Annotated in this window: 21 protein-coding genes, 1 tRNA gene and 1 pseudogene; 5 read left to right on the top strand and 18 right to left on the bottom strand. The window is 60.5% G+C overall.

All coding sequences use genetic code 11. The annotated features are described in order from the left end of the window. Nucleotides 1–188: 188 nt before the first annotated feature. Nucleotides 189–416, top strand: a pseudogene (locus Q9451_RS13530) (integrase); the annotation flags it as partial. A gap of 83 nt (nt 417–499) precedes the next feature. Here the strand turns inward: Q9451_RS13530 and Q9451_RS13525 are convergent. From Q9451_RS13525 to thrS, 9 genes are all read right to left on the bottom strand, one after another. Beyond that, nucleotides 500–576: transfer RNA gene (locus tag Q9451_RS13525), tRNA-Pro, on the bottom strand. 101 nt (nt 577–677) lie between these two features. Next, complete coding sequence (locus tag Q9451_RS13520) at nt 678–1,034, bottom strand: MerR family transcriptional regulator (protein WP_003250681.1); 357 nt, start codon at nt 1,032–1,034, stop codon at nt 678–680. Beyond that, nucleotides 1,015–1,317: an integration host factor subunit alpha gene (ihfA, locus tag Q9451_RS13515; protein ID WP_003250679.1), complete on the bottom strand. Its 303-nt coding sequence runs from the start codon at nt 1,315–1,317 to the stop codon at nt 1,015–1,017. The genes Q9451_RS13520 and ihfA overlap by 20 nt, the downstream gene beginning before the upstream one ends. Before the next feature lie 4 nt (nt 1,318–1,321). Continuing rightward, the gene (gene pheT / locus Q9451_RS13510) at nt 1,322–3,703 is read right to left on the bottom strand and encodes a phenylalanine--tRNA ligase subunit beta (RefSeq protein ID WP_012273092.1); all 2,382 of its coding nucleotides are present in this window, start codon (nt 3,701–3,703) and stop codon (nt 1,322–1,324) included. Nucleotides 3,704–3,736: 33 nt separating this feature from the next. Further along, entirely contained in the window at nt 3,737–4,753 is a 1,017-nt protein-coding gene (gene pheS, locus Q9451_RS13505; protein ID WP_003250674.1) for a phenylalanine--tRNA ligase subunit alpha, read from the bottom strand. Between the two features lie 109 nt (nt 4,754–4,862). Continuing rightward, nucleotides 4,863–5,219 carry a 50S ribosomal protein L20 gene (gene rplT / locus Q9451_RS13500; RefSeq protein ID WP_003250671.1) on the bottom strand — a complete coding sequence of 119 codons (357 nt, stop codon included), beginning with the start codon at nt 5,217–5,219 and terminating at the stop codon, nt 4,863–4,865. A 27-nt stretch (nt 5,220–5,246) separates the two neighbouring features. Next, a complete protein-coding gene (gene rpmI / locus Q9451_RS13495; protein ID WP_003250667.1) occupies nt 5,247–5,441 on the bottom strand; it encodes a 50S ribosomal protein L35 in 195 nt (64 codons plus the stop codon). 60 nt (nt 5,442–5,501) lie between these two features. Further along, nucleotides 5,502–6,053 carry a translation initiation factor IF-3 gene (gene infC / locus Q9451_RS13490; protein WP_012052879.1) on the bottom strand — a complete coding sequence of 184 codons (552 nt, stop codon included), beginning with the start codon at nt 6,051–6,053 and terminating at the stop codon, nt 5,502–5,504. After that, on the bottom strand, nt 6,053–7,975 hold the full coding sequence (gene thrS, locus Q9451_RS13485) for a threonine--tRNA ligase (RefSeq protein ID WP_012273093.1): 1,923 nt from the start codon (nt 7,973–7,975) through the stop codon (nt 6,053–6,055). Before thrS ends, infC begins: the two co-directional genes overlap by 1 nt. A gap of 337 nt (nt 7,976–8,312) precedes the next feature. On the opposite strand from thrS, the gene Q9451_RS13480 reads away from it, so the two are divergent. Both Q9451_RS13480 and Q9451_RS13475 read left to right on the top strand, forming a co-directional pair. Then, entirely contained in the window at nt 8,313–8,618 is a 306-nt protein-coding gene (locus Q9451_RS13480; protein ID WP_012273094.1) for a hypothetical protein, read from the top strand. 163 nt (nt 8,619–8,781) lie between these two features. After that, nucleotides 8,782–8,994, top strand: a complete 213-nt coding sequence (locus Q9451_RS13475; protein ID WP_012273095.1) for a cold-shock protein — start codon at nt 8,782–8,784, stop codon at nt 8,992–8,994. 124 nt (nt 8,995–9,118) lie between these two features. On the opposite strand, the gene Q9451_RS13470 is transcribed toward Q9451_RS13475, so the two are convergent. Continuing rightward, complete coding sequence (locus Q9451_RS13470; protein WP_012273096.1) at nt 9,119–9,439, bottom strand: I78 family peptidase inhibitor; 321 nt, start codon at nt 9,437–9,439, stop codon at nt 9,119–9,121. Nucleotides 9,440–9,712: 273 nt separating this feature from the next. Between Q9451_RS13470 and Q9451_RS13465 the strand changes: the two genes are divergently transcribed. Continuing rightward, nucleotides 9,713–9,925, top strand: a complete 213-nt coding sequence (locus tag Q9451_RS13465) for a hypothetical protein (RefSeq protein WP_041166542.1) — start codon at nt 9,713–9,715, stop codon at nt 9,923–9,925. Here Q9451_RS13465 and Q9451_RS13460 read toward each other — a convergent pair. From Q9451_RS13460 to Q9451_RS13430, 7 genes are read right to left on the bottom strand one after another with little or no spacing between them, the layout of a single operon-like run. Continuing rightward, the gene (locus tag Q9451_RS13460; protein ID WP_012273098.1) at nt 9,897–10,898 is read right to left on the bottom strand and encodes a nucleoside hydrolase; all 1,002 of its coding nucleotides are present in this window, start codon (nt 10,896–10,898) and stop codon (nt 9,897–9,899) included. The two genes, Q9451_RS13465 and Q9451_RS13460, sit on opposite strands and share 29 nt — an antisense overlap. Before the next feature lie 56 nt (nt 10,899–10,954). Further along, nucleotides 10,955–11,353 carry a D-ribose pyranase gene (rbsD, locus tag Q9451_RS13455; protein ID WP_012273099.1) on the bottom strand — a complete coding sequence of 133 codons (399 nt, stop codon included), beginning with the start codon at nt 11,351–11,353 and terminating at the stop codon, nt 10,955–10,957. Further along, a complete protein-coding gene (gene rbsK / locus Q9451_RS13450; protein WP_012273100.1) occupies nt 11,350–12,258 on the bottom strand; it encodes a ribokinase in 909 nt (302 codons plus the stop codon). The genes rbsD and rbsK overlap by 4 nt, the downstream gene beginning before the upstream one ends. A gap of 15 nt (nt 12,259–12,273) precedes the next feature. Then, on the bottom strand, nt 12,274–13,296 hold the full coding sequence (locus Q9451_RS13445; RefSeq protein WP_012273101.1) for a LacI family DNA-binding transcriptional regulator: 1,023 nt from the start codon (nt 13,294–13,296) through the stop codon (nt 12,274–12,276). Between the two features lie 4 nt (nt 13,297–13,300). Further along, nucleotides 13,301–14,296 carry an ABC transporter permease gene (locus Q9451_RS13440; protein WP_012273102.1) on the bottom strand — a complete coding sequence of 332 codons (996 nt, stop codon included), beginning with the start codon at nt 14,294–14,296 and terminating at the stop codon, nt 13,301–13,303. After that, nucleotides 14,293–15,846, bottom strand: a complete 1,554-nt coding sequence (locus Q9451_RS13435; RefSeq protein WP_012273103.1) for a sugar ABC transporter ATP-binding protein — start codon at nt 15,844–15,846, stop codon at nt 14,293–14,295. The genes Q9451_RS13440 and Q9451_RS13435 overlap by 4 nt, the downstream gene beginning before the upstream one ends. Before the next feature lie 19 nt (nt 15,847–15,865). Further along, on the bottom strand, nt 15,866–16,825 hold the full coding sequence (locus tag Q9451_RS13430) for a sugar ABC transporter substrate-binding protein (protein ID WP_012273104.1): 960 nt from the start codon (nt 16,823–16,825) through the stop codon (nt 15,866–15,868). Nucleotides 16,826–17,133: 308 nt separating this feature from the next. Here Q9451_RS13430 and Q9451_RS13425 point away from each other — a divergent pair, with 308 nt between their 5' ends. Continuing rightward, nucleotides 17,134–18,222 carry an asparaginase gene (locus Q9451_RS13425; RefSeq protein WP_012273105.1) on the top strand — a complete coding sequence of 363 codons (1,089 nt, stop codon included), beginning with the start codon at nt 17,134–17,136 and terminating at the stop codon, nt 18,220–18,222. A gap of 181 nt (nt 18,223–18,403) precedes the next feature. Here the strand turns inward: Q9451_RS13425 and hpaR are convergent, their stop codons facing one another. After that, nucleotides 18,404–18,826 (bottom strand): homoprotocatechuate degradation operon regulator HpaR, encoded by a 423-nt coding sequence (gene hpaR, locus Q9451_RS13420; RefSeq protein WP_012273106.1) that lies wholly within the window; start codon nt 18,824–18,826, stop codon nt 18,404–18,406. Nucleotides 18,827–18,934: the final 108 nt, after the last annotated feature.

Here is an 18,934-nt window from a genome sequence, read left to right as displayed (position 1 = left end):
GAACCTTCCTTTCATTTAAACATCTCCTCCTCCTTCAAAGTCAGCCGCTTCAGCGGCAAGGACGAAGTCATACTGAAGAAAAGTATCCGCTAGAGGTTCAGAGCGCTACCAGCGACACCTTCATCGCTATGAGCAAAGGCATCACGACCTTGCGGCGTTCATGGTCGAAGCCGGAAAGAAATACCCGGTTCGCTTCCATCAAGGTTCACGACCTGAAGCATACATTCGGACGTAGACTGAAAGCAGCAGCTGTGAGTTTGGAAGATCGGAAGTCGCTACTTGGCCACAAGAGCGGAAGCGTGACCCGTCATTACTCCGGAGCGGAGATTGGTCAGAAGATTGATGCAGCAAACAAGGTATTGGCCACCGACTCGCGCGGGCCGGCGCTGACAATTCTGAAGAGCAGAATCGGATGAGGAAAAAGGCGAAGTCACTTGAAAAGTTACTATGCCCAAAAATGAAAAAGCCACCCGTGGGTGGCTAAGTCATTGGGATTATTTGGTCGGGACGGAGTGATTCGAACACTCGACCCCTTGCACCCCATGCAAGTGCGCTACCGGGCTGCGCTACGCCCCGACTCTATTCTCGATACTGCTGAGAACGATGAAGAATCTACCCTAACCTCCTGATAAATGAAAGCTTTTTCTCAAAGAATTTTCACTTACCAGCAAACAAGCTCATTTCTTCAACACTACCAACACATCCTCCAACTCAACAATCATCTGCCGAATCAGTTGCTTGTATTGGCTGGATTCATCCTTAGCCTCATCACTGGAGAGCCTCAACCGGGCCCCGCCAATGGTGAACCCCTGGTCATAAAGCAGCGCACGAATCTGGCGGATCATCAGCACATCCTGGCGCTGGTAATACCGCCGGTTGCCCCGCCGCTTCACAGGGTTAAGCTGGTCGAACTCCTGCTCCCAATACCGCAGCACGTGCGGCTTAACCGCACAAAGCTCACTCACTTCACCAATGGTGAAGTAGCGTTTGCCCGGTATGGGGGGCAGTTCGTCGTTATGGCTTGGTTCCAGCATAGGCCTCAACCCGGGCCTTCAACTTCTGCCCTGGACGAAAGGTGACGACGCGCCGTGCAGTGATCGGGATCTCTTCCCCTGTCTTGGGGTTGCGGCCCGGCCGCTGGCGTTTGTCGCGAAGGTCGAAGTTGCCGAAACCGGACAGCTTCACCTGCTCGTTCTCTTCAAGTGCGTGCCGAATTTCTTCGAAAAACAGCTCGACCAATTCCTTGGCCTCACGCTTGTTAAGCCCCAGCTCCTCGTACAGCCTTTCGGCCATCTCAGCTTTCGTCAGAGCACCCATGCCGTTATTTCCTTAACGTGGTGTTCAACCTTTGTTCGAGCGAGGTGAGGATGTTTTGCAGGGTAGTGTTCACCTCATCGTCGTTAAGAGTGCGCGATGGATGCTGCCAGGTCAAGCCGACGGCAAGGCTTTTTCTATCAGGATCAATGCCTTTACCTTGGTAGACATCAAACAGCCTGAGGTCTGTGAGCCATTCGCCTGCATTGTCACGAATTAATTCAAGCACCGCGCTAGAAGCTACATCACGCCCTGCGATCAAGGCCAGGTCGCGACGGGTTTCCGGGAACTTGGACAGCTCGCTGAACTTCGGCAGGCGGCCTTCGACCACGTCGCCCAGCACCAGCTCGAACAGGAATACCGGGCGGTCCAGGTCCAGGGCCTTGGCCAGCTCTGGGTGGATGGCGCCGAGGTAGCCGACCAGTTTGCCGTCACGCTCGATGGCGGCGGTCTGGCCTGGGTGCAGGGCTGGGTGCTTGCCGGCGCTGAAGGTGAAGTCGCTCAGGGCACCGGAGTAGCCCAGCAGGGCTTCCACGTCGGCTTTGACGTCGAAGAAGTCGACGCCGTCCCGGCCGTTGGCCCAGCCTTCTGGCAGGCGGCTGCCAGTGATTACGCCGGCAATCATCGGCTGCTGCTGCAGGTCACCGAGCTGGCCGACAAAGCGCAGGCCGCTTTCGAACAGGCGCACGCGGTCTTGCTGGCGGTTCAGGTTGTGCTGCAGCGCCTTGACCAGGCCCGGCCACAGGGACGCGCGCATGGCGGCCATGTCGCTGGAGATGGGGTTGGCCAACAGCAGCGGCTCTACGCCCGGGCTGAACAGTTCGAACAGTTTCGGGTCGATGAAGCTGTAGGTGATGGCTTCCTGGTAGCCGCGGGCAACCAGCAGACGACGCAGGGTCGGCAGGTCACCGCGAGTCTCTGGCTTGCCCTGGGGGGCCAGGCGGGCTTGCGGGTAGCGAACCGGCAGGTTGTTGTAGCCGTACAGGCGGGCCAGTTCTTCGATCAGGTCGACTTCCAGGCTGATGTCGAAGCGATGGCTCGGGACGTTGACGGTCCACTGCCCTTCCCCGTTGCGAGTGGTGGTCAGTTCCAGGGCGTTGAGCAGTTGCTCGACCTGGGCTGGGTCCATTTCCATGCCGAGCATCTGGGTGATGCGTTCGGCGCGCAGGGTGACAGGGGCCACTTGCGGCAGGTGCTGTTCGCTGACGGCTTCGACGATCGGGCCGGCTTCGCCACCAACGATGTCCAGCAGCAGCTGAGTGGCGCGCTCCATGGCTTCGCGGGCCAGCTGCGAGTCGACGCCGCGTTCATAGCGGTGCGAGGCATCGGTGTGCAGGCCGTAGGAGCGGGCTTTACCGGCGACGGAAATCGGCTCGAAGAACGCGCTTTCCAGGAACAGGTCGCGGGTTTTTTCGGTATTCACACCGCTGTGCTCGCCACCCATGACGCCGGCGATGGCCAGGGCGCGGGTGTGGTCGGCGATCACCAGGGTATCGGCACGCAGGGCCACTTCCTGGCCGTCGAGCAGGACGAGCTTTTCGCCCTCTTCAGCCATGCGCACGCGGATGCCGCCGTTGATTTCCGCCAGGTCGAAGGCGTGCATCGGCTGGCCAAGTTCAAGCATCACGTAGTTGGTGATGTCGACGGCGGCGTCGATGCTGCGCACGTCGCTGCGGCGCAGGCGCTCGACCATCCACAGTGGGGTTGGCTTGCTGAGGTCGACGTTACGGATAACGCGGCCCAGGTAGCGTGGGCAGGCAGCCGGGGCACTGACTTCGACCGGGCGCACTTCGTCGTGGGCCGCCGCTACGGCTGGCACGACCGGACGAGTGACCGGGGTGTCGTACAGGGCGCTGACGTCGCGGGCCAAGCCCGCGATGGACAGGCAGTCGCCACGGTTGGGGGTCAGGCCGATTTCGATGCTGGCATCGTCCAGGCTCAGGTACTTGCGAATGTCTTCGCCAACCGGGGCGTCAGCCGCCAATTCCAGCAGGCCATCGTTCTCTTCGCTGATTTCCAACTCGGCAGCCGAGCACAGCATGCCGAAGGACTCGACGCCGCGCAGCTTGGCCTTTTTGATCTTGAAGTCGCCAGACAGCTCGGCGCCGATCATGGCGAACGGGATTTTGATGCCTGGGCGGGCGTTAGGCGCGCCGCACACGACCTGGAAAGTTTCCTGGCCGTTGGTCACCTGACACACGCGCAGCTTGTCGGCGTCCGGGTGTTGTTCGGTGGCGAGGATTTCGCCCACGACGATGCCGCTGAACTGGCCGGCAGCGGGGGTAACGCTGTCGACTTCGAGGCCGGCCATGGACAGGCGGGCGACCAGTTCGTCACGGGAGACTTGCGGGTTTACCCAACCGCGCAGCCACTGTTCACTGAATTTCATGCTGTTCTCCTGAAAGTTGCGTCGGGCATTGACCTAGCGGAATTGCGCGAGGAAGCGCAGGTCGTTGTCGAAGAACAGACGCAAATCGTTGACGCCATAGCGCAGCATGGCCAGGCGCTCGGCGCCCATGCCGAAGGCGAAGCCCTGGAACTCTTCAGGGTCGATGCCGGACATGCGCAGCACGTTCGGGTGCACCATGCCGCAGCCCATCACTTCGAGCCAGCCGGTTTGCTTGCACACGCGGCAACCATTGCCGGAACACATCACGCACTGGATGTCGACTTCAGCGGAAGGCTCGGTGAAGGGGAAGAACGATGGGCGGAAACGTACCGCCAGTTCTTTTTCGAAGAACACGCGCAGGAATTCTTCGATGGTGCCCTTGAGGTCGGCGAAGTTGATGTCGCGATCGATCAGCAGGCCTTCGACCTGGTGGAACATCGGCGAGTGGGTGATATCCGAGTCGCAGCGGTATACGCGGCCAGGGCAAACAATGCGGATTGGCGGCTGAGTGGACTCCATGGTCCGCACCTGCACCGGCGAGGTGTGGGTACGCAGCAGCATGTTGGCATTGAAGTAGAAGGTGTCGTGCATCGCCCGGGCCGGGTGGTGGCCAGGGATGTTGAGCGCTTCGAAGTTATGGTAGTCGTCTTCGACCTCTGGGCCTTCAGCGATGCCGTAGCCGATGTGGGTGAAGAACTGCTCGATGCGCTCGAGTGTACGGGTGATCGGGTGCAGGCCACCGGTGGCCTGGCCGCGGCCTGGCAGGGTAACGTCAATGCACTCGGCAGCCAGGCGAGCGCTGAGCTCGGCTTCTTCAAAGGCGGCCTTGCGGGCATTGAGCACAACGGTAACGCGCTCTTTGGCGTCGTTGATCAGCGCGCCAACTTTCGGCCGCTCTTCGGCTGGCAGGTTGCCCAGGGTCTTCATCACCTGGGTCAGCTCGCCCTTCTTGCCGAGATAATTAACCCGGATCTGTTCCAGGGCGTTGATGTCTTCAGCGCGTTCCACGGCCTCTAGGGCTTGGGAGACCAGCGCATCCAGGTTTTCCATGTACAGACTCCAGATACGAAAATAGGGGAAGAGCTTTGAAGGCTCTTCCCCTATCGATGACGTTCAATGCCCGACAGCGCTAGCGCCGCCGGGTGATTGTCGCGGGTACTTAAGCCAGAACGGCTTTAGCTTTCTCGACAATCGCAGCAAACGCCGCTTTTTCGTTCACTGCCAGATCAGCCAGAACCTTACGGTCGATTTCGATCGAAGCCTTTTTCAGGCCAGCAATCAGACGGCTGTAGGACAGACCGTTGGTGCGGGCACCGGCGTTGATACGAGCGATCCACAGTGCGCGGAACTGACGCTTCTTCTGGCGACGGTCGCGGTAGGCGTATTGGCCTGCCTTGATGACCGCTTGCTTGGCTACACGGAATACGCGCGAACGTGCACCGTAGTAACCTTTAGCCAGTTTCAGAATTTTTTTGTGACGCTTACGAGCGATAACGCCGCGCTTAACACGAGCCATGAGTAACTTCCTCTATCTTAACCAGAATTAACGAACGCGCAGCATGCGCTCGACTTTTGCTACGTCGGACGGGTGCAGCAAGCTGGCACCGCGCAGTTGACGCTTACGCTTGGTCGACATTTTGGTCAGGATGTGGCTCTTGAAAGCGTGCTTGTGCTTGAAGCCCGAAGCTGTCTTCAGGAAGCGCTTCGCAGCACCGCTTTTGGTTTTCATTTTTGGCATGTTGGAACTCCGCATTCGATAAAATTACACATAATCATCAGGCCTGCCGTGCCCGGGAGATTACTTCTTTTTCTTGGGGGCGATGACCATCATAAGCTGGCGTCCTTCCATCTTAGGATGCTGCTCAACGGTGCCGTATTCGGCGAGGTCGGCTTCGACCCGCTTCAACAGCTCCATGCCCAGCTCCTGGTGGGCCATCTCACGACCACGGAATCTCAGAGAGATCTTGGCCTTGTCCCCATCGGTAAGGAAACGTACCAGGTTGCGTAGTTTTACCTGGTAATCCCCATCCTCCGTCCCTGGACGAAACTTGATTTCTTTGATCTGGATCTGCTTCTGGTTTTTCTTGGCTTCGTTAGCCTGCTTCTTCTTCTCGAAGAGGTGCTTGCCGTAGTCCATGACCTTGCAGACCGGTGGTACCGCGTCTGCAGAAATTTCTACCAGATCCAGCTTCGCTTCATCAGCGATACGCAGCGCTTCATCAATCGAGACGATGCCAACCTGCTCGCCGTCTGCGCCAATTAACCGAACCTCGCGGGCCGAGATATTCTCGTTGATCGGGGCCTTCGGTACAGCACGCTTATCGTTTCTCATTTCACGCTTAATAGTCATTACTCCGATTCTTGGCGACCACGCCGGGAAACCGCTTGTGTCAGCAACTCAGCGAATTGGGCGACGGGCATGGAGCCCAGGTCTGCGCCTTCGCGAGTACGCACAGCGACGGTTTGCGTTTCGACTTCGCGGTCCCCTATAACCAAAAGGTACGGGACCTTGAGCAAAGTATGCTCGCGGATTTTAAAGCCGATCTTCTCATTTCTCAAGTCCGACTTGGCACGGAAACCGCTACCGTTCAGAGATTTCTCTACCTCGAGGGCGAAATCGGCCTGCTTGTCGGTGATATTCATGATCACCGCCTGGGTCGGGGCCAGCCACGCCGGGAATACGCCAGCGTAGTGTTCGATCAGCATGCCGATGAAGCGTTCGAACGAACCGAGAATGGCGCGGTGCAGCATGACCGGGCGAACACGGCTGTTATCTTCGGCGATATAGCTAGCATCCAGGCGTTCTGGCAGGTTCGGGTCGTACTGCAGGGTACCGCACTGCCAGTTACGGCCGAGGCAGTCGCGCAGGGTGAACTCGATTTTCGGGCCGTAGAAGGCGCCCTCGCCTGGCTGGTATTCCCACTCAAGGCCCGATTCGTTCAGGGCGTCGGCCAGCGCCGTTTCGGCACGGTCCCACAACTCTTCAGAACCTACACGCTTGGCCGGACGGGTGGACAGCTTCATGGCGATGTCGCTGAAGCCGAAGTCCTTGTACACGTCCAGGGTCAGCTTGATGAAGTCGGCAGCTTCTTTCTTCACCTGCTCTTCGGTGCAGAAGATGTGCGCGTCGTCCTGTACGAAGCCACGCACGCGCATGATGCCGTGCAGGGCGCCAGACGGCTCGTTACGGTGGCAGGCACCGAACTCGGCCAGGCGCAGCGGCAGGTCACGGTAGCTTTTCAGGCCCTGGTTGAACACCTGCACGTGGCACGGGCAGTTCATCGGTTTTACCGCGTAGTCACGGCTTTCCGACGACGTGGTGAACATGTTCTCGGCGTAGTTGGACCAGTGGCCGGAGCGCTCCCAGAGGATACGGTCGACAACTTGCGGGGTCTTGATTTCCTGGTAGCCGTTTTCACGCTGCACGCCACGCATGTACTGCTCGAGTACCTGGTAGACGGTCCAGCCGTTGGCGTGCCAGAACACCATGCCTGGGGCCTCTTCCTGCAGGTGGAACAGGTCGAGCTGCTTGCCGATCTTGCGGTGGTCGCGCTTTTCGGCTTCTTCGATGCGCTGGATGTAAGCGGCCAACTGCTTCTTGTCAGCCCAGGCGGTGCCATACACGCGCTGCAGCTGCTCGTTCTTGGCATCGCCGCGCCAGTACGCGCCGGACAGCTTGGTCAGCTTGAATGCCTTGAGGAAGCGAGTGTTCGGCACGTGCGGGCCACGGCACATGTCGACGTATTCTTCGTGGTAGTACAGGCCCATGGCCTGCTCATCCGGCATGTCTTCGACCAGGCGCAGCTTGTAGTCTTCGCCACGGGCCTTGAACACATCGATCACTTCGGCACGCGGGGTCATCTTCTTGACCACGTCGTAGTCTTTCTCGATCAGCTCCATCATGCGCTTTTCGATAGCGGCCATGTCTTCAGGGGTGAAGGGGCGCTCGTAGGCGATGTCGTAATAGAAGCCTTCGTCGATCACCGGGCCGATCACCATCTTGGCGGTCGGGTACAGCTGCTTCACGGCGTGGCCAACCAAGTGGGCGCACGAGTGACGGATGATCTCCAGTCCCTCTTCATCTTTAGGGGTAATGATCTGCAGGGTGGCGTCGTTGCTGATCAGGTCGCAAGCATCGACCAGTTTGCCGTCGACCTTGCCGGCCACGGTGGCCTTGGCAAGGCCCGCGCCGATGGAAGCGGCTACGTCGGCTACGGATACGGCGTGATCAAACGAACGTTGACTGCCATCGGGAAGAGTAATAACGGGCATGGCGCCTCCTCTCCTAGTGGTGACCCCTACCAAAGGTCACGTGGGTTGGGATGAGCCAGTACAAGATCCGACCTGCCTTTCTTTAAGGAAAGCCTGCCTCACAGTGGCAGAAGCCTTTCGGCTTGTCAGGGACGAACCAGAGTGACTGGAAAGAAAAAAGATAGCTGTAGCCGGCAACAACGCGACCACAAGCCGAGCATGCTAGCACGCGGGTTGCACCCCAGGCAGAAATATTTGGAAATTGCACCGCAGCGGTGAACTATCAGGAAAAAATGCCTATCAGACCTTGGGAAGCAACCTACTCTTGATGAGACCTTAACCCAAGGAGTAACTGGTTATGCGAGTTCCGTCTCTTCTGGCCCTGGCGGCCGCTGGCGCCCTGCTGCTGCCCGTGGCTGCGAACGCCGGCAACTTCCCACCTGGGAAGGAGGCCGGCTACATGACCCAGTGCACGCAGGTGGCCAGCGGTCAGGGTGTTGACGCTGCCACTGCGAAAAAGCACTGCGACTGTGGCGCGCAAGCCATCAAAAAGAATTTTACCGATGCCGAGATTGCCGACCTGGACAGCCAGGATGGCGTGGACGCCAAGCTGATGCAGAAGGCCCAGACGGTCGTTCAGCAGGCTTGTAAACCGAAAAGCTGAAACCTTAAAGCCAAGGTTGGCGAGCGATTCTTTGCCTTGAATCAACATCCGATGAAGGTAAAAGGCGCTACATCCGCAGAATTAGACTATGATGTCATCTGTGCCAGACAGCTCAGGCGTCTATGGCACTTCGAAAAATTTCAAGTTTCTGGAGATTCATCCCATGTCCAATCGCCAAACCGGCACCGTCAAATGGTTCAATGATGAGAAAGGCTTCGGCTTCATCACCCCACAAGGCGGCGGCGACGACCTGTTCGTTCACTTCAAGGCCATCGAATCCGACGGCTTCAAGAGCCTGAAAGAAGGCCAAACTGTTTCCTTCGTCGCCGAGCGCGGTCAGAAGGGCATGCAGGCTGCACAGGTTCGTCCGGAGTAATTCGGAAGCTGTAAAAAAACCCGCCCTTATGGCGGGTTTTTTTATGGGCGTTTGCATGGGCTGAGTGAAATGGCCTATGCGGGCACGCCATGTTTCGGGGGCCTGATGGCCCCTCAGCCTTGCATCAACCGCAGTTGACGCGGGTCACGTTGCCCTGCTCGTCCACATTCAGGTTCAAGCGCTCGGAGCGGTACTCCAGGGTAACCACGTCGTGCGGTTTGAGAATACGCGCCATTTGCGAGCCGCTGGCCTTGCGCGCCTGCTCCAACAATTCGGCGCTGGCTGGCTTGCCAATGGCAAAGTCAGCGCCGCTGGCTTCGCAACGGCCGTCGTTGCCTGCTGGCGTGGCCGGCACAGCACCACCACCAGCGTTGTCACCAGTGCTGCAACCAGCCAGGACAGCAGCCACCGCCAGGGTTGCCAGGTAAGCACGGGTACGGAACATGAAGCCTCCTAAATCGGTCTGGGAACTGCCTGATCCGACAGCTCCACTCATCATTTGTTGCAAAACCGGCCAAGTCTGCCTGAACTGCAGCAGCGAGGCGAAAAGCAATCGTGACCGGATTTTGCACAACCCACTGCGTTTGCCATATGCTTAGCTCGCACGATCACTGGCGCAAAGCCATGATTTGCTGCAAGAAGTGGAGCGCATCCCGCCTCCATCGAACACCAGGGTCAGGTGTTCCCCTTCGTTCCGGGCCCCAAGCGAGAGCTTTTCATGAGCACCCACAACATCGATGCCGATATCAAGGTCAAATGGGCCGAGGGCCAGAGCGCGTACAGCCCCGGCACACCGGAGGAGCTGCTGTTGATTGGCATCGACCTGCTGGTGCGCGATCGCGGCGCTGAAGCCGCGCGCGGCTTCATCGAGCAAGTGCTTGAGCGTTACGCGCCGCACCCGGTTATTCCAATCGTGCCAACCGGGCGCTGAGCAGATCGAACAGCCCCTGGGCATCGCCCTGCTCCACCCACAGCACATTCGCCGGCTGCTTGAGCACGCCGTACCAGTCGGCAATCGTCTGGCCAAACGTTGGGCCTTCGCGGCTGTCGACGCTCATGTGAATGCGCCGGCCACTGAAAAGCTCGGGCTTTAACAGGTAGGCGATGACGCTGGCGTCGTGCACCGGGCCGCCGGGCATGCCGTACAGGTCCATGTCGTGGGTGATGTAGGCATTGAGGATATCTACCACGCGTTTGCTGGCCTGGTTATTCACGGCGGCCAGTTGCTTCAGGCGGGCGTCGCTGGTCAGCAGCTTGTGGGTGACATCCAGCGGCAAGTAGGTCAGTTGCACGCCGCTGGCCAACACCACTTCGGCGGCGTGTGGGTCGGCGTAAAGGTTGAACTCCGCCGCCGGGGTGATGTTGCCGCCGTTGAAATGGGCACCGCCCATGACGACCACCTCTTTGATGCCCTTGACGATGTCTGGGCGCTGAATCAACGCCAGGGCCAGGTTGGTCTGCGGGCCGAGCATGGCCACGGTGATGCTGTGGGGTGTGGCCGCGCCGAGGGTGTCGATCAGGTACTGCACGGCATTGCCCTGGGCCTGGGCCTTTTTCGGCTCGTGCACCGGTACGCCAGTGAGGCCTTCTTCGCCGTGTACGTCGGCAGCATAGATAGGTGTGCGCACCAACGGGCGACCGGCACCGGCGTAGACGGGGATATCTTCGCGCCCCGCCCATTCGCGAGCCAGGCGCGCGTTGCGCGAGGTTTTTTCCAGACGCACGTTGCCAGCCACTGTAGTGATGGCGCGGATGTTGAGTTCGTCGGGTGAGGCCATGGCCAGAAACAGCGCGACCACATCATCGGCGCCAGGGTCAGTGTCGATGATCAGGTCGATAGGGGCGGCCTGAAGGGTGGAAGCAGTGGCCATGAAGGCGATTCCTTGTAGCAGGGGTTTGAGCATGGGTGGCACTCCTGTTGCCTGGGTGGCGGTTTCCGGGGCCGCTTTGCCCCCCGCCCTTAGAAGGTGACGCCGGATATGAGGGCGATGTTGCTGTAGGGCTGGCATTCACCTGTGCGCACCACTGCACGGGCACTGCGCGAAAGCACTTTGAAATTCTCATGGCTCAGCCATTCGCGCTTGCCCAGCTTGCCCTTCAGTCGCTCGATTTCGACCAGCGCTGGTGGCACGACTTTCTGCATTTCTTCAGCCAGCACGTGCCGCTCTACCTGCAATTCGCTCAGCACTGCCCGCAACACGCTGGCGAAATCCGGCAACCCTGGGGTAACGGCCAGGTCGATCATCTCCACGCCCGGCGGCACCGGCAGCCCGGCATCACCGATCACTAGAATGTCACCATGCCCCATGCCGGCAATAACCCGCGACAGGGCAACGTTCAGCAATGGGGTTTTCTTCATGGTGTCAGCTCCGCCAGGTAAGGAATCGACGGCTGGGCACCGGCACGGGTGACCGACAATGCGGCGGCACGCTGGCCAAACACAATAGCCTCGCCCTCCTCCAACCCCCGCACCAGCCCGGCCGCAAAGCCACCGACAAAGGTATCGCCGGCAGCGGTGGTATCCAACGGTTGCACCACCGACGCCGGATAGTGCTGGTGGCCTTGAGCAGTAATCCGCAAGGCCCCTTGCGCACCCAGGGTGATGATCACTTTCCCCGCCCCCAGTTGCAGCAGCCGCTCGCCAGCGCGCCGGGCGCTTTCCTGGTCGGTCACCGCCATGCCGGTCAACGCTTCGGCCTCGCTTTCGTTAGGGGTGAGGTAATCGATATGCGCAAACCAGTCCGCCGGCAAGGGACCGGTAGCAGGTGCTGGGTTCAGGATTACCTGCTTACCCAGCTCATGCCCTCTGGCCAGGGTCCAGGCCACGGTTTCGGCCGGCACTTCCAGTTGGCAAATGATCACTTCAGCCGCCTGCAACAGCGCATCGAAACGCTGCACCGACCGTGGCGTAAGCAGGCCGTTGGCGCCGGGAATGATAACGATACAGTTCTGGCTGGCGGCATCCACGGTGATCAGTGCGACACCACTGGAAACCCCTGGGCACGTGCTTACGCCCTGGCAGTCGATACCCTCGACGTACAATGCCCGGTGCAGTTGCCGACCATAATCGTCGTCCCCCACATTGCCGATCATCGCCACGCTACCGCCCAACCGTGCCACTGCCACGGCCTGATTAGCGCCCTTGCCGCCCGGCACGGTGAAAAAGCTTTCGCCGGGGAGTGTTTCGCCGGCCCTGGGCAGGCGCTGCGCGCGGGCCACCAGGTCCATATTGAGGCTGCCGACCACCACAACCTTGGCATTCATGACATTTCCTTAGCGTTAGCGGTAATCATTGAACAGGTCCGGGCGTGGCCCGGTGGACTCACGCAAGACGATGCGCGGGGCAATGATGCGTTGCTCTGCCGCGCCTTGCCGGGGTGTACCGATACGCGTCAGCAACAGTGAAGCGGCACTTTCGCCCAGCTCGCGAATCGACTGGCCCACCGTGGTCAACGGCGGGTAGACGTAGCGGCTGAGCTCGATGTCGTCGAAGCCGATCACCGACAGTTCGCCGGGTACGCTGATATTGCGTTCGGCTGCAGCGCGCAGCACGCCGAAACCAATCATGTCATTGCCGGCAAAAATTGCCGTGGGCCGCTTGCCCTCCAGCACCTGCGTTGCCGCCGCATGGCCACCTGGGCTGGTGAAGTCGCAGTGCAGCACACGGTTGCCCAGCAGGGGCGCACCGGCTTCGATCATGGCGCGGCGAAAGCCGCACAGGCGCAGCTGAGTAACCCCGGTTTCGGCAGGGCCGCCGATGTAGGCGATGTCGCGATGGCCAAGCTCCAGCAGGTGCTGGGTGGCCAGGTACGCGCCATGCTCGTGGTCGATACGCACCAGGTCGGCATCGACGCCCTCCAGCTCACGGTCGACGATGACCATGGGCGTGCGTACACAGGCCAGGCTTTGCAGCAGGTCGCTGTCCTGGCCCACCGAGGCTACCACCAGGCCGTCGATGCGTTTTTCCAGCAGCACGCGCAGGTAACTGCGCTGCTTCTGCGGGTTGTCGTCGGAGTTGCACAGGATCACACAATAGCCGTTGCGTTCGCAGGCGTCTTCGATACCCCGCGCCAGCTCGGCGAAGTACGGGTTGACGCTGTTGGGCACCAGCAGGCCGATGGTGGCCGTGCTACGCGCCTTGAGTGAGCGGGCCACCGCACTGGGCACATAATCCAGTTCGATAATGGCGGCTTCCACTTTCAACCGCACCTGTTCGCTGACGGGTCGGGTCTTGTTCAGTACATGGGACACGGTGGTGTAAGAAATACCCGCCAGCGCCGCGACATCTTTGATGGTTGCCATGTTGTCAGTTCCGCCGGGCTGCACGCCGGCTACGGTAAGTGTCGAGCACCACGGCGATGACGATCACCGCCCCGGTGATGATGCGTTTGGTTGGTTCGCTGGCGCCGATCTGCGCCAGCCCGGCGGCCAGTACGGAAATGATCAGTACGCCAAAGAAGGTGCTGATAACCGAGCCACGCCCGCCCATCAGGCTGGTGCCGCCGATCACTACAGCGGCAATCACCTGCAGTTCCAGGCCGGAGCCAGCATTGGGGTCGGCGGCTTCCAGCCGCGAGATCTGGAACAGCGCGGCCAGGCCGGCGAGCAGGCCCATCAAGGCGAACACCAACACTTTGTAGGGGCGCGGGTCGATACCGGCGAGGCGTACGGCTTCTTCGTTGGTGCCAATGCCAATCAGGTAGCGGCCGAATACCGTACGGGTCAGCACCAGCTGGGCCAACACGATTACCAGCAAGGCAATGATGAAGGCTGGCGAAATACCAAAGGCGACCGGGTTGGAGAACCAGGCATAGGCATCGCCAATATAGGCGGTGCGCGAGTCGGTGAACTGGTAGGCCAGACCACGGGCCATTTCCAGCACGCCGAGCGAAACAATGAATGACGGGATGCGCCAGGCCACGGTTACGCACCCGGTAATGCTGCCGGCCAGCGCGGCCACGGCCATGCCCAGCATCGCCGAGGGCAGCACGCCCCAGCCCCAGCCGAGAATCGCCACGCTCACCGCGGAGGCAGCCAGCGCCAGCACCGAGCCCACCGACAGGTCGATACCGCCGATAATCAGCACGAAGGTCATGCCCACCGCCAGTACCATCAGGTCCGGGATCTGGTTGGCCAAGGTGCTGAAGGTGCTGTAAGACCAAAAGTGGCTGCTGAGGAATGAGAACAACACGATCATCGCCAGCAAAGCGCCAGCCAAGCCCAAGTAAGTGGCCAAGCCAAAGTACGTGCCACTGCGGCGCACGGGAGCGGCGCCTTGGCTGTCTAGCGGGGTGGTTTTCATGCATTCTTCCTGGGTGCTGCATCGTGCAGCAGTGCGTCACGTTTCTGATATCCGGCAAAGGCGGCGGCCAACAGCTGATCCTGAGTCCAATGCTCACGCTCGAAGGTGTCGATCAGGCGGCCGGCGGACAGCACAGCGATGCGGTCGCAAATCAGCATCAGCTCGCGCAGGTCGCTGGACACCACCACCAGGGCCTTGCCCTGGCGCGCCAGTTCGGCCAGCAGGCCATAGATGTCGAACTTGGCGCCCACATCGATGCCACGGGTAGGTTCGTCGAACAGCAGCACCTGGCAATCGCGCTCCAGCCAGCGGCCGATCACCACCTTCTGCTGGTTGCCGCCAGACAGCTCGCCCACTACCTGCTGCGCGCCGGCACTGCGAATGCGCATGGCCTGGATCTGGCGTTCGGCCAGGGCTTGCTCTGCCTGGCCATCGAGCACGCCGGCCCGCGATACCGCGCCCAGGTTACCCAGGGCGATGTTGGCGCTGATCGACTGCGTCAGCAGCAGGCCCTCGCCTTTGCGGTCTTCGGTAATCAGCGCGATACCCGCCCGCACGGCGGCCTTGGGCGAGTCGATGGTTACCGCTTGAAGTGGCTGGCCGAGCGCGATGCTGCCACTGTCGGCACGGTCGGCACCGTAGATCAGCCTCAGCAGCTCGGTGCGGCCGGCGCCGATCAGGCCGGATATGCCAAAGATTTCCCCTGCCCTGACCTCGAACGACACCTCGCGCACCTTGTCAGCACGGCTTAGCTTGTCGACCTTGAGCAAGGGGGCACCGATCTGCCGGCGGCCCAGGTCGATATGCTCGCCCAGTTCGCGGCCGACCATCAGGTTGACCAGTTCGGCACTGGTGTAGCGCTGTATCGGCTCATCGCACACCAGTTTGCCATCGCGCAGCACAACGATGCGCTGAGCCACGCGCTGCAACTCTTCCAGGCGGTGCGAGATATAGACGATGGCCACGCCACGCTGGCGCAAGCGCTCGATCTGGGTGAACAGCAACTCCACCTCGCGCGCAGTGAGCATGGCAGTGGGCTCGTCGAAGATCAGCACATGGCAGTCACCGATCAGGTTGCGGGCGATTTCGACCATCTGCTGATGCCCGATACCCAACTCGCCCACCGGGGTATCCGGGTCGATGGCATCGAGCCCGACCTGGGCCATGGCGGCCGTGGCCAATTGGCGCAGGCGCTTGTGGCTGATCCAGCCAAAGCGGCTGGGCAGGTTGTCGAGGAACAGGTTTTCCGCCACGGTCAGTGTCGGCAGCAGGTTCAACTCCTGCATGACCATGCGTACACCGAGGCGCTCGGCCTCGCTGCGGCTGGCGGGCGCGTAGGCCTGGCCGCGATAGGTCATGAGCCCGGTGGTGGGCACCTCCAGGCCACTGATGAGCTTGGACAGGGTACTTTTGCCCGCACCGTTTTCGCCGGTCAGGGCCAGCACTTCGCCGGCGCGCAGGCTCAGGCTGACGTCGCCTAGCACGGGCTGGGCGTAAGTCTTGCCCAACCCACGGGCGGCGAGTACCACTTCGTTGGCCAATGCAGGCATGGCCGTTCTCCTGGCAGCGTCAGGGCTTCTTGGTGATGAGTTTGACCGGGGTCTGGATGACGTTGTCGTCATCCACATCAGGCTTCTCGCCCTTGACCATTTTCAGCGCCGCCTGGATGCCGTACACCGCCTGCTGGCTGGCGGCCTGGTCGAGGGTGGCGAGTACGCGACCATCACCAAGCATCGGTTTGATGGCGTTGATGTTGTCGTAGCCCACCACTTGCACCTGGCCGGTCTTACCGGCAGCACGCACGGCCGATACCGCACCCAGGGCCATGCTGTCGTTGCCAGCCAGCAGGGCTTTCAGTTCGGGGTATTCGTTGAGCATGGACGCCGCGACAGCGTTGCCTTTGTCGATTTCCCAGTTGCCACTTTGCACCGAGACGATCTTCATCTGTGCGGCCTCCATGGCGTCCTTGAAGCCGGCGGTGCGTTGCTGGGCGTTGGTGGTGGTCGGCACGCCTTCGATGATGCCCACCTGGTCGCCGGCCTTGAGCTTCTGGCTGGCCAGGTAGTCGCCGACCAGGCGCGCGCCCTTGCGGTTGTCGGGGCCAACGAAGGGTACGCTGATGCCTTTGCTCTTGAGCAGATCAGGGTCCAGACGGTTGTCGATGTTGATCACTACAACGCCCTGGTCCATGGCCTTCTTCACCGCTGACACCAGTGCCTTGGAATCGGCCGGGGCAATCACCAGCGCCTTGGCGCCGGAATTGACCATTTGCTCGACGATGCGGATCTGCTCGCCGGTGTCGGTTTCGTTCTTGATGCCATTGGCGACCAGGTCGAATTCACTGGCGTGGGCTTTCTGGTAGTCCTTGGCGCCATCTTCCATGGTGCGGAAGAATTCATTGGCCAGCGACTTCATGACCAGGGCGACCTTGGGTTTGTCTTCGGCGTGGGCGGCCGACAATGGCAGGGCGAGAGAAAGCGAGGAAACGACAGCGAGGGCCAGCAGACGACCGGGGAACGGCAGTTTCATGGACGATGACTCCGAATCTTGTGTTTTTTATCGGATAGCAAACGTTTGCGGTACCTAACTATGGAAACAGGACCGGGGTTTGTCAAATCCGTTTGGCTGTCGGAGGCCAGAGCACTGCTTCGGCTGATTATCCAGATTTCTCCGAAAAACCGAACACCTTTTCCTATGTTTTTCGGGATTCCGAATGCAATACGCCCCCTGGCAACGCGCAAGGCCGCACCTGCGCTCATTTACACAAGCTGGTATGAAACATGCCTTGTTCAGGTGCGACAAAAAAATCATCTCACTAGGAAGAGAGAACAATAACGATGAATGCCGCACTCAAAACCTTCGCCCCCAGCGCACTCGCGCTGCTGCTGATCCTGCCAGCCACCGCCTCGGCCAAAGAAGCCGAAACCCAGCAGAAGCTGGCCAACGTGGTCATCCTCGCCACCGGCGGCACCATTGCCGGCGCCGGTGCCAGCGCCGCCAACAGCGCGACCTACCAGGCTGCCAAGCTGGGCGTCGACAAACTCATCGCCGGCGTGCCGGAGCTTGCAGACATCGCCAACGTGCGCGGTGAGCAAGTGATGCAGATCGCGTCTGAAAGCATCAGCAACGACGACCTGCTAAAGCTGGGCAAACGCGTCGCCGAGCTGGCCGAAAGCAAGGACGTCGACGGAATCGTCATCACCCACGGCACCGACACCCTGGAAGAAACCGCCTACTTCCTCACTCTGGTGGAAAAGACCGACAAGCCAATCGTGGTGGTCGGCTCGATGCGCCCAGGTACCGCCATGTCCGCTGACGGCATGCTCAACCTGTATAACGCCGTGGCCGTGGCCAGCGACAAGCAGTCGCGTGGCAAGGGCGTGCTGGTGACCATGAACGACGAGATCCAGTCCGGGCGTGACGTGAGCAAGTCGGTCAACATCAAAACCGAAGCGTTCAAGAGCGCCTGGGGCCCCATGGGCATGGTAGTGGAAGGCAAGTCCTACTGGTTCCGCCTGCCGGCCAAGCGCCATACGGTCAATTCCGAGTTCGATATCAAGCAGATCAGCAGCCTGCCCCAGGTGGACATTGCCTATGGCTATGGCAACGTCACCGACACTGCCTACAAGGCACTGGCGCAAAACGGTGCCAAGGCGCTGATTCATGCCGGCACCGGCAACGGTTCGGTATCGTCGCGGGTGGTGCCGGCGCTGCAAGAGCTGCGCAAGAACGGCGTGCAGATCATCCGTTCGTCTCACGTCAACCAGGGTGGCTTCGTGCTGCGCAACGCCGAACAGCCGGACGACAAGAACGACTGGGTGGTGGCCCACGACCTGAACCCGCAAAAGGCGCGAATTCTGGCGATGGTAGCGATGACCAAGACCCAGGACAGCAAGGAACTGCAGCGAATCTTCTGGGAGTATTGAGTGCTCCTCTCAGGGCCGGTGCGCCGGCTCTGAGGCTCTTGCCGCCCTTCCCTTCGCGGTGCCTGGCACCGCCTCTGAGCCACGCATAACCAGCCCCCGGCGGCGGCGCTCTTCGCGGGCATGCCCGCTCCCACAGCGACGACTGTCATCCTGTACAACCGGTGCCATCCACTACAGGAACTCAGGGCGAAATGCGCTTCAGGTCATTCAACAAGCCCATCAGTTGCTGCAGCTTCTCTTCACCAAACTGCGCCTGAATCTTCTGGTAGTTGGCCTCCATCCCTTCCTTCATCGAGGCAAAGCACGCCTCCCCGTCTTCGGTCAGGCTGACGAACACCCGCCGCTGGTCCTGCGCTGCCTTCTGCCGCCGCACCAGCCCATCGCGCTCCAGCCGCCCCAGCACCCCGGTCATGCTCGGCTTGAGGATGCAGGCCAGTTCTGCCAGCTGGTAATTCTCCAGCTCGCCATGCTGCTTGAGGATGCGGATGACCCGCCATTGCTGCTCGGTCAGGTCATGCGCGTTCAACAGCGGCCTGAAAAATGCCATCGCGGCTTCTCGGGCCTGCAAAAGGCTTAGGGTGAGCGAAGGTTGGGTCTTGGTCATGGTCGAGCCTGTGGTTTTTCTCAGTTCACAAATTTAAGGGCATGCACGATGGAAAGTGCAATCTGTTCCACGGAAAACCCATTCAAGCCCAGCGCGCGGGCTGCGACT

This window comes from Pseudomonas sp. NY8896 (assembly GCF_039634505.1).
Note: the sequence above shows the minus strand (reverse complement) of the source record. Positions and strands in the feature narration are given on the sequence as shown.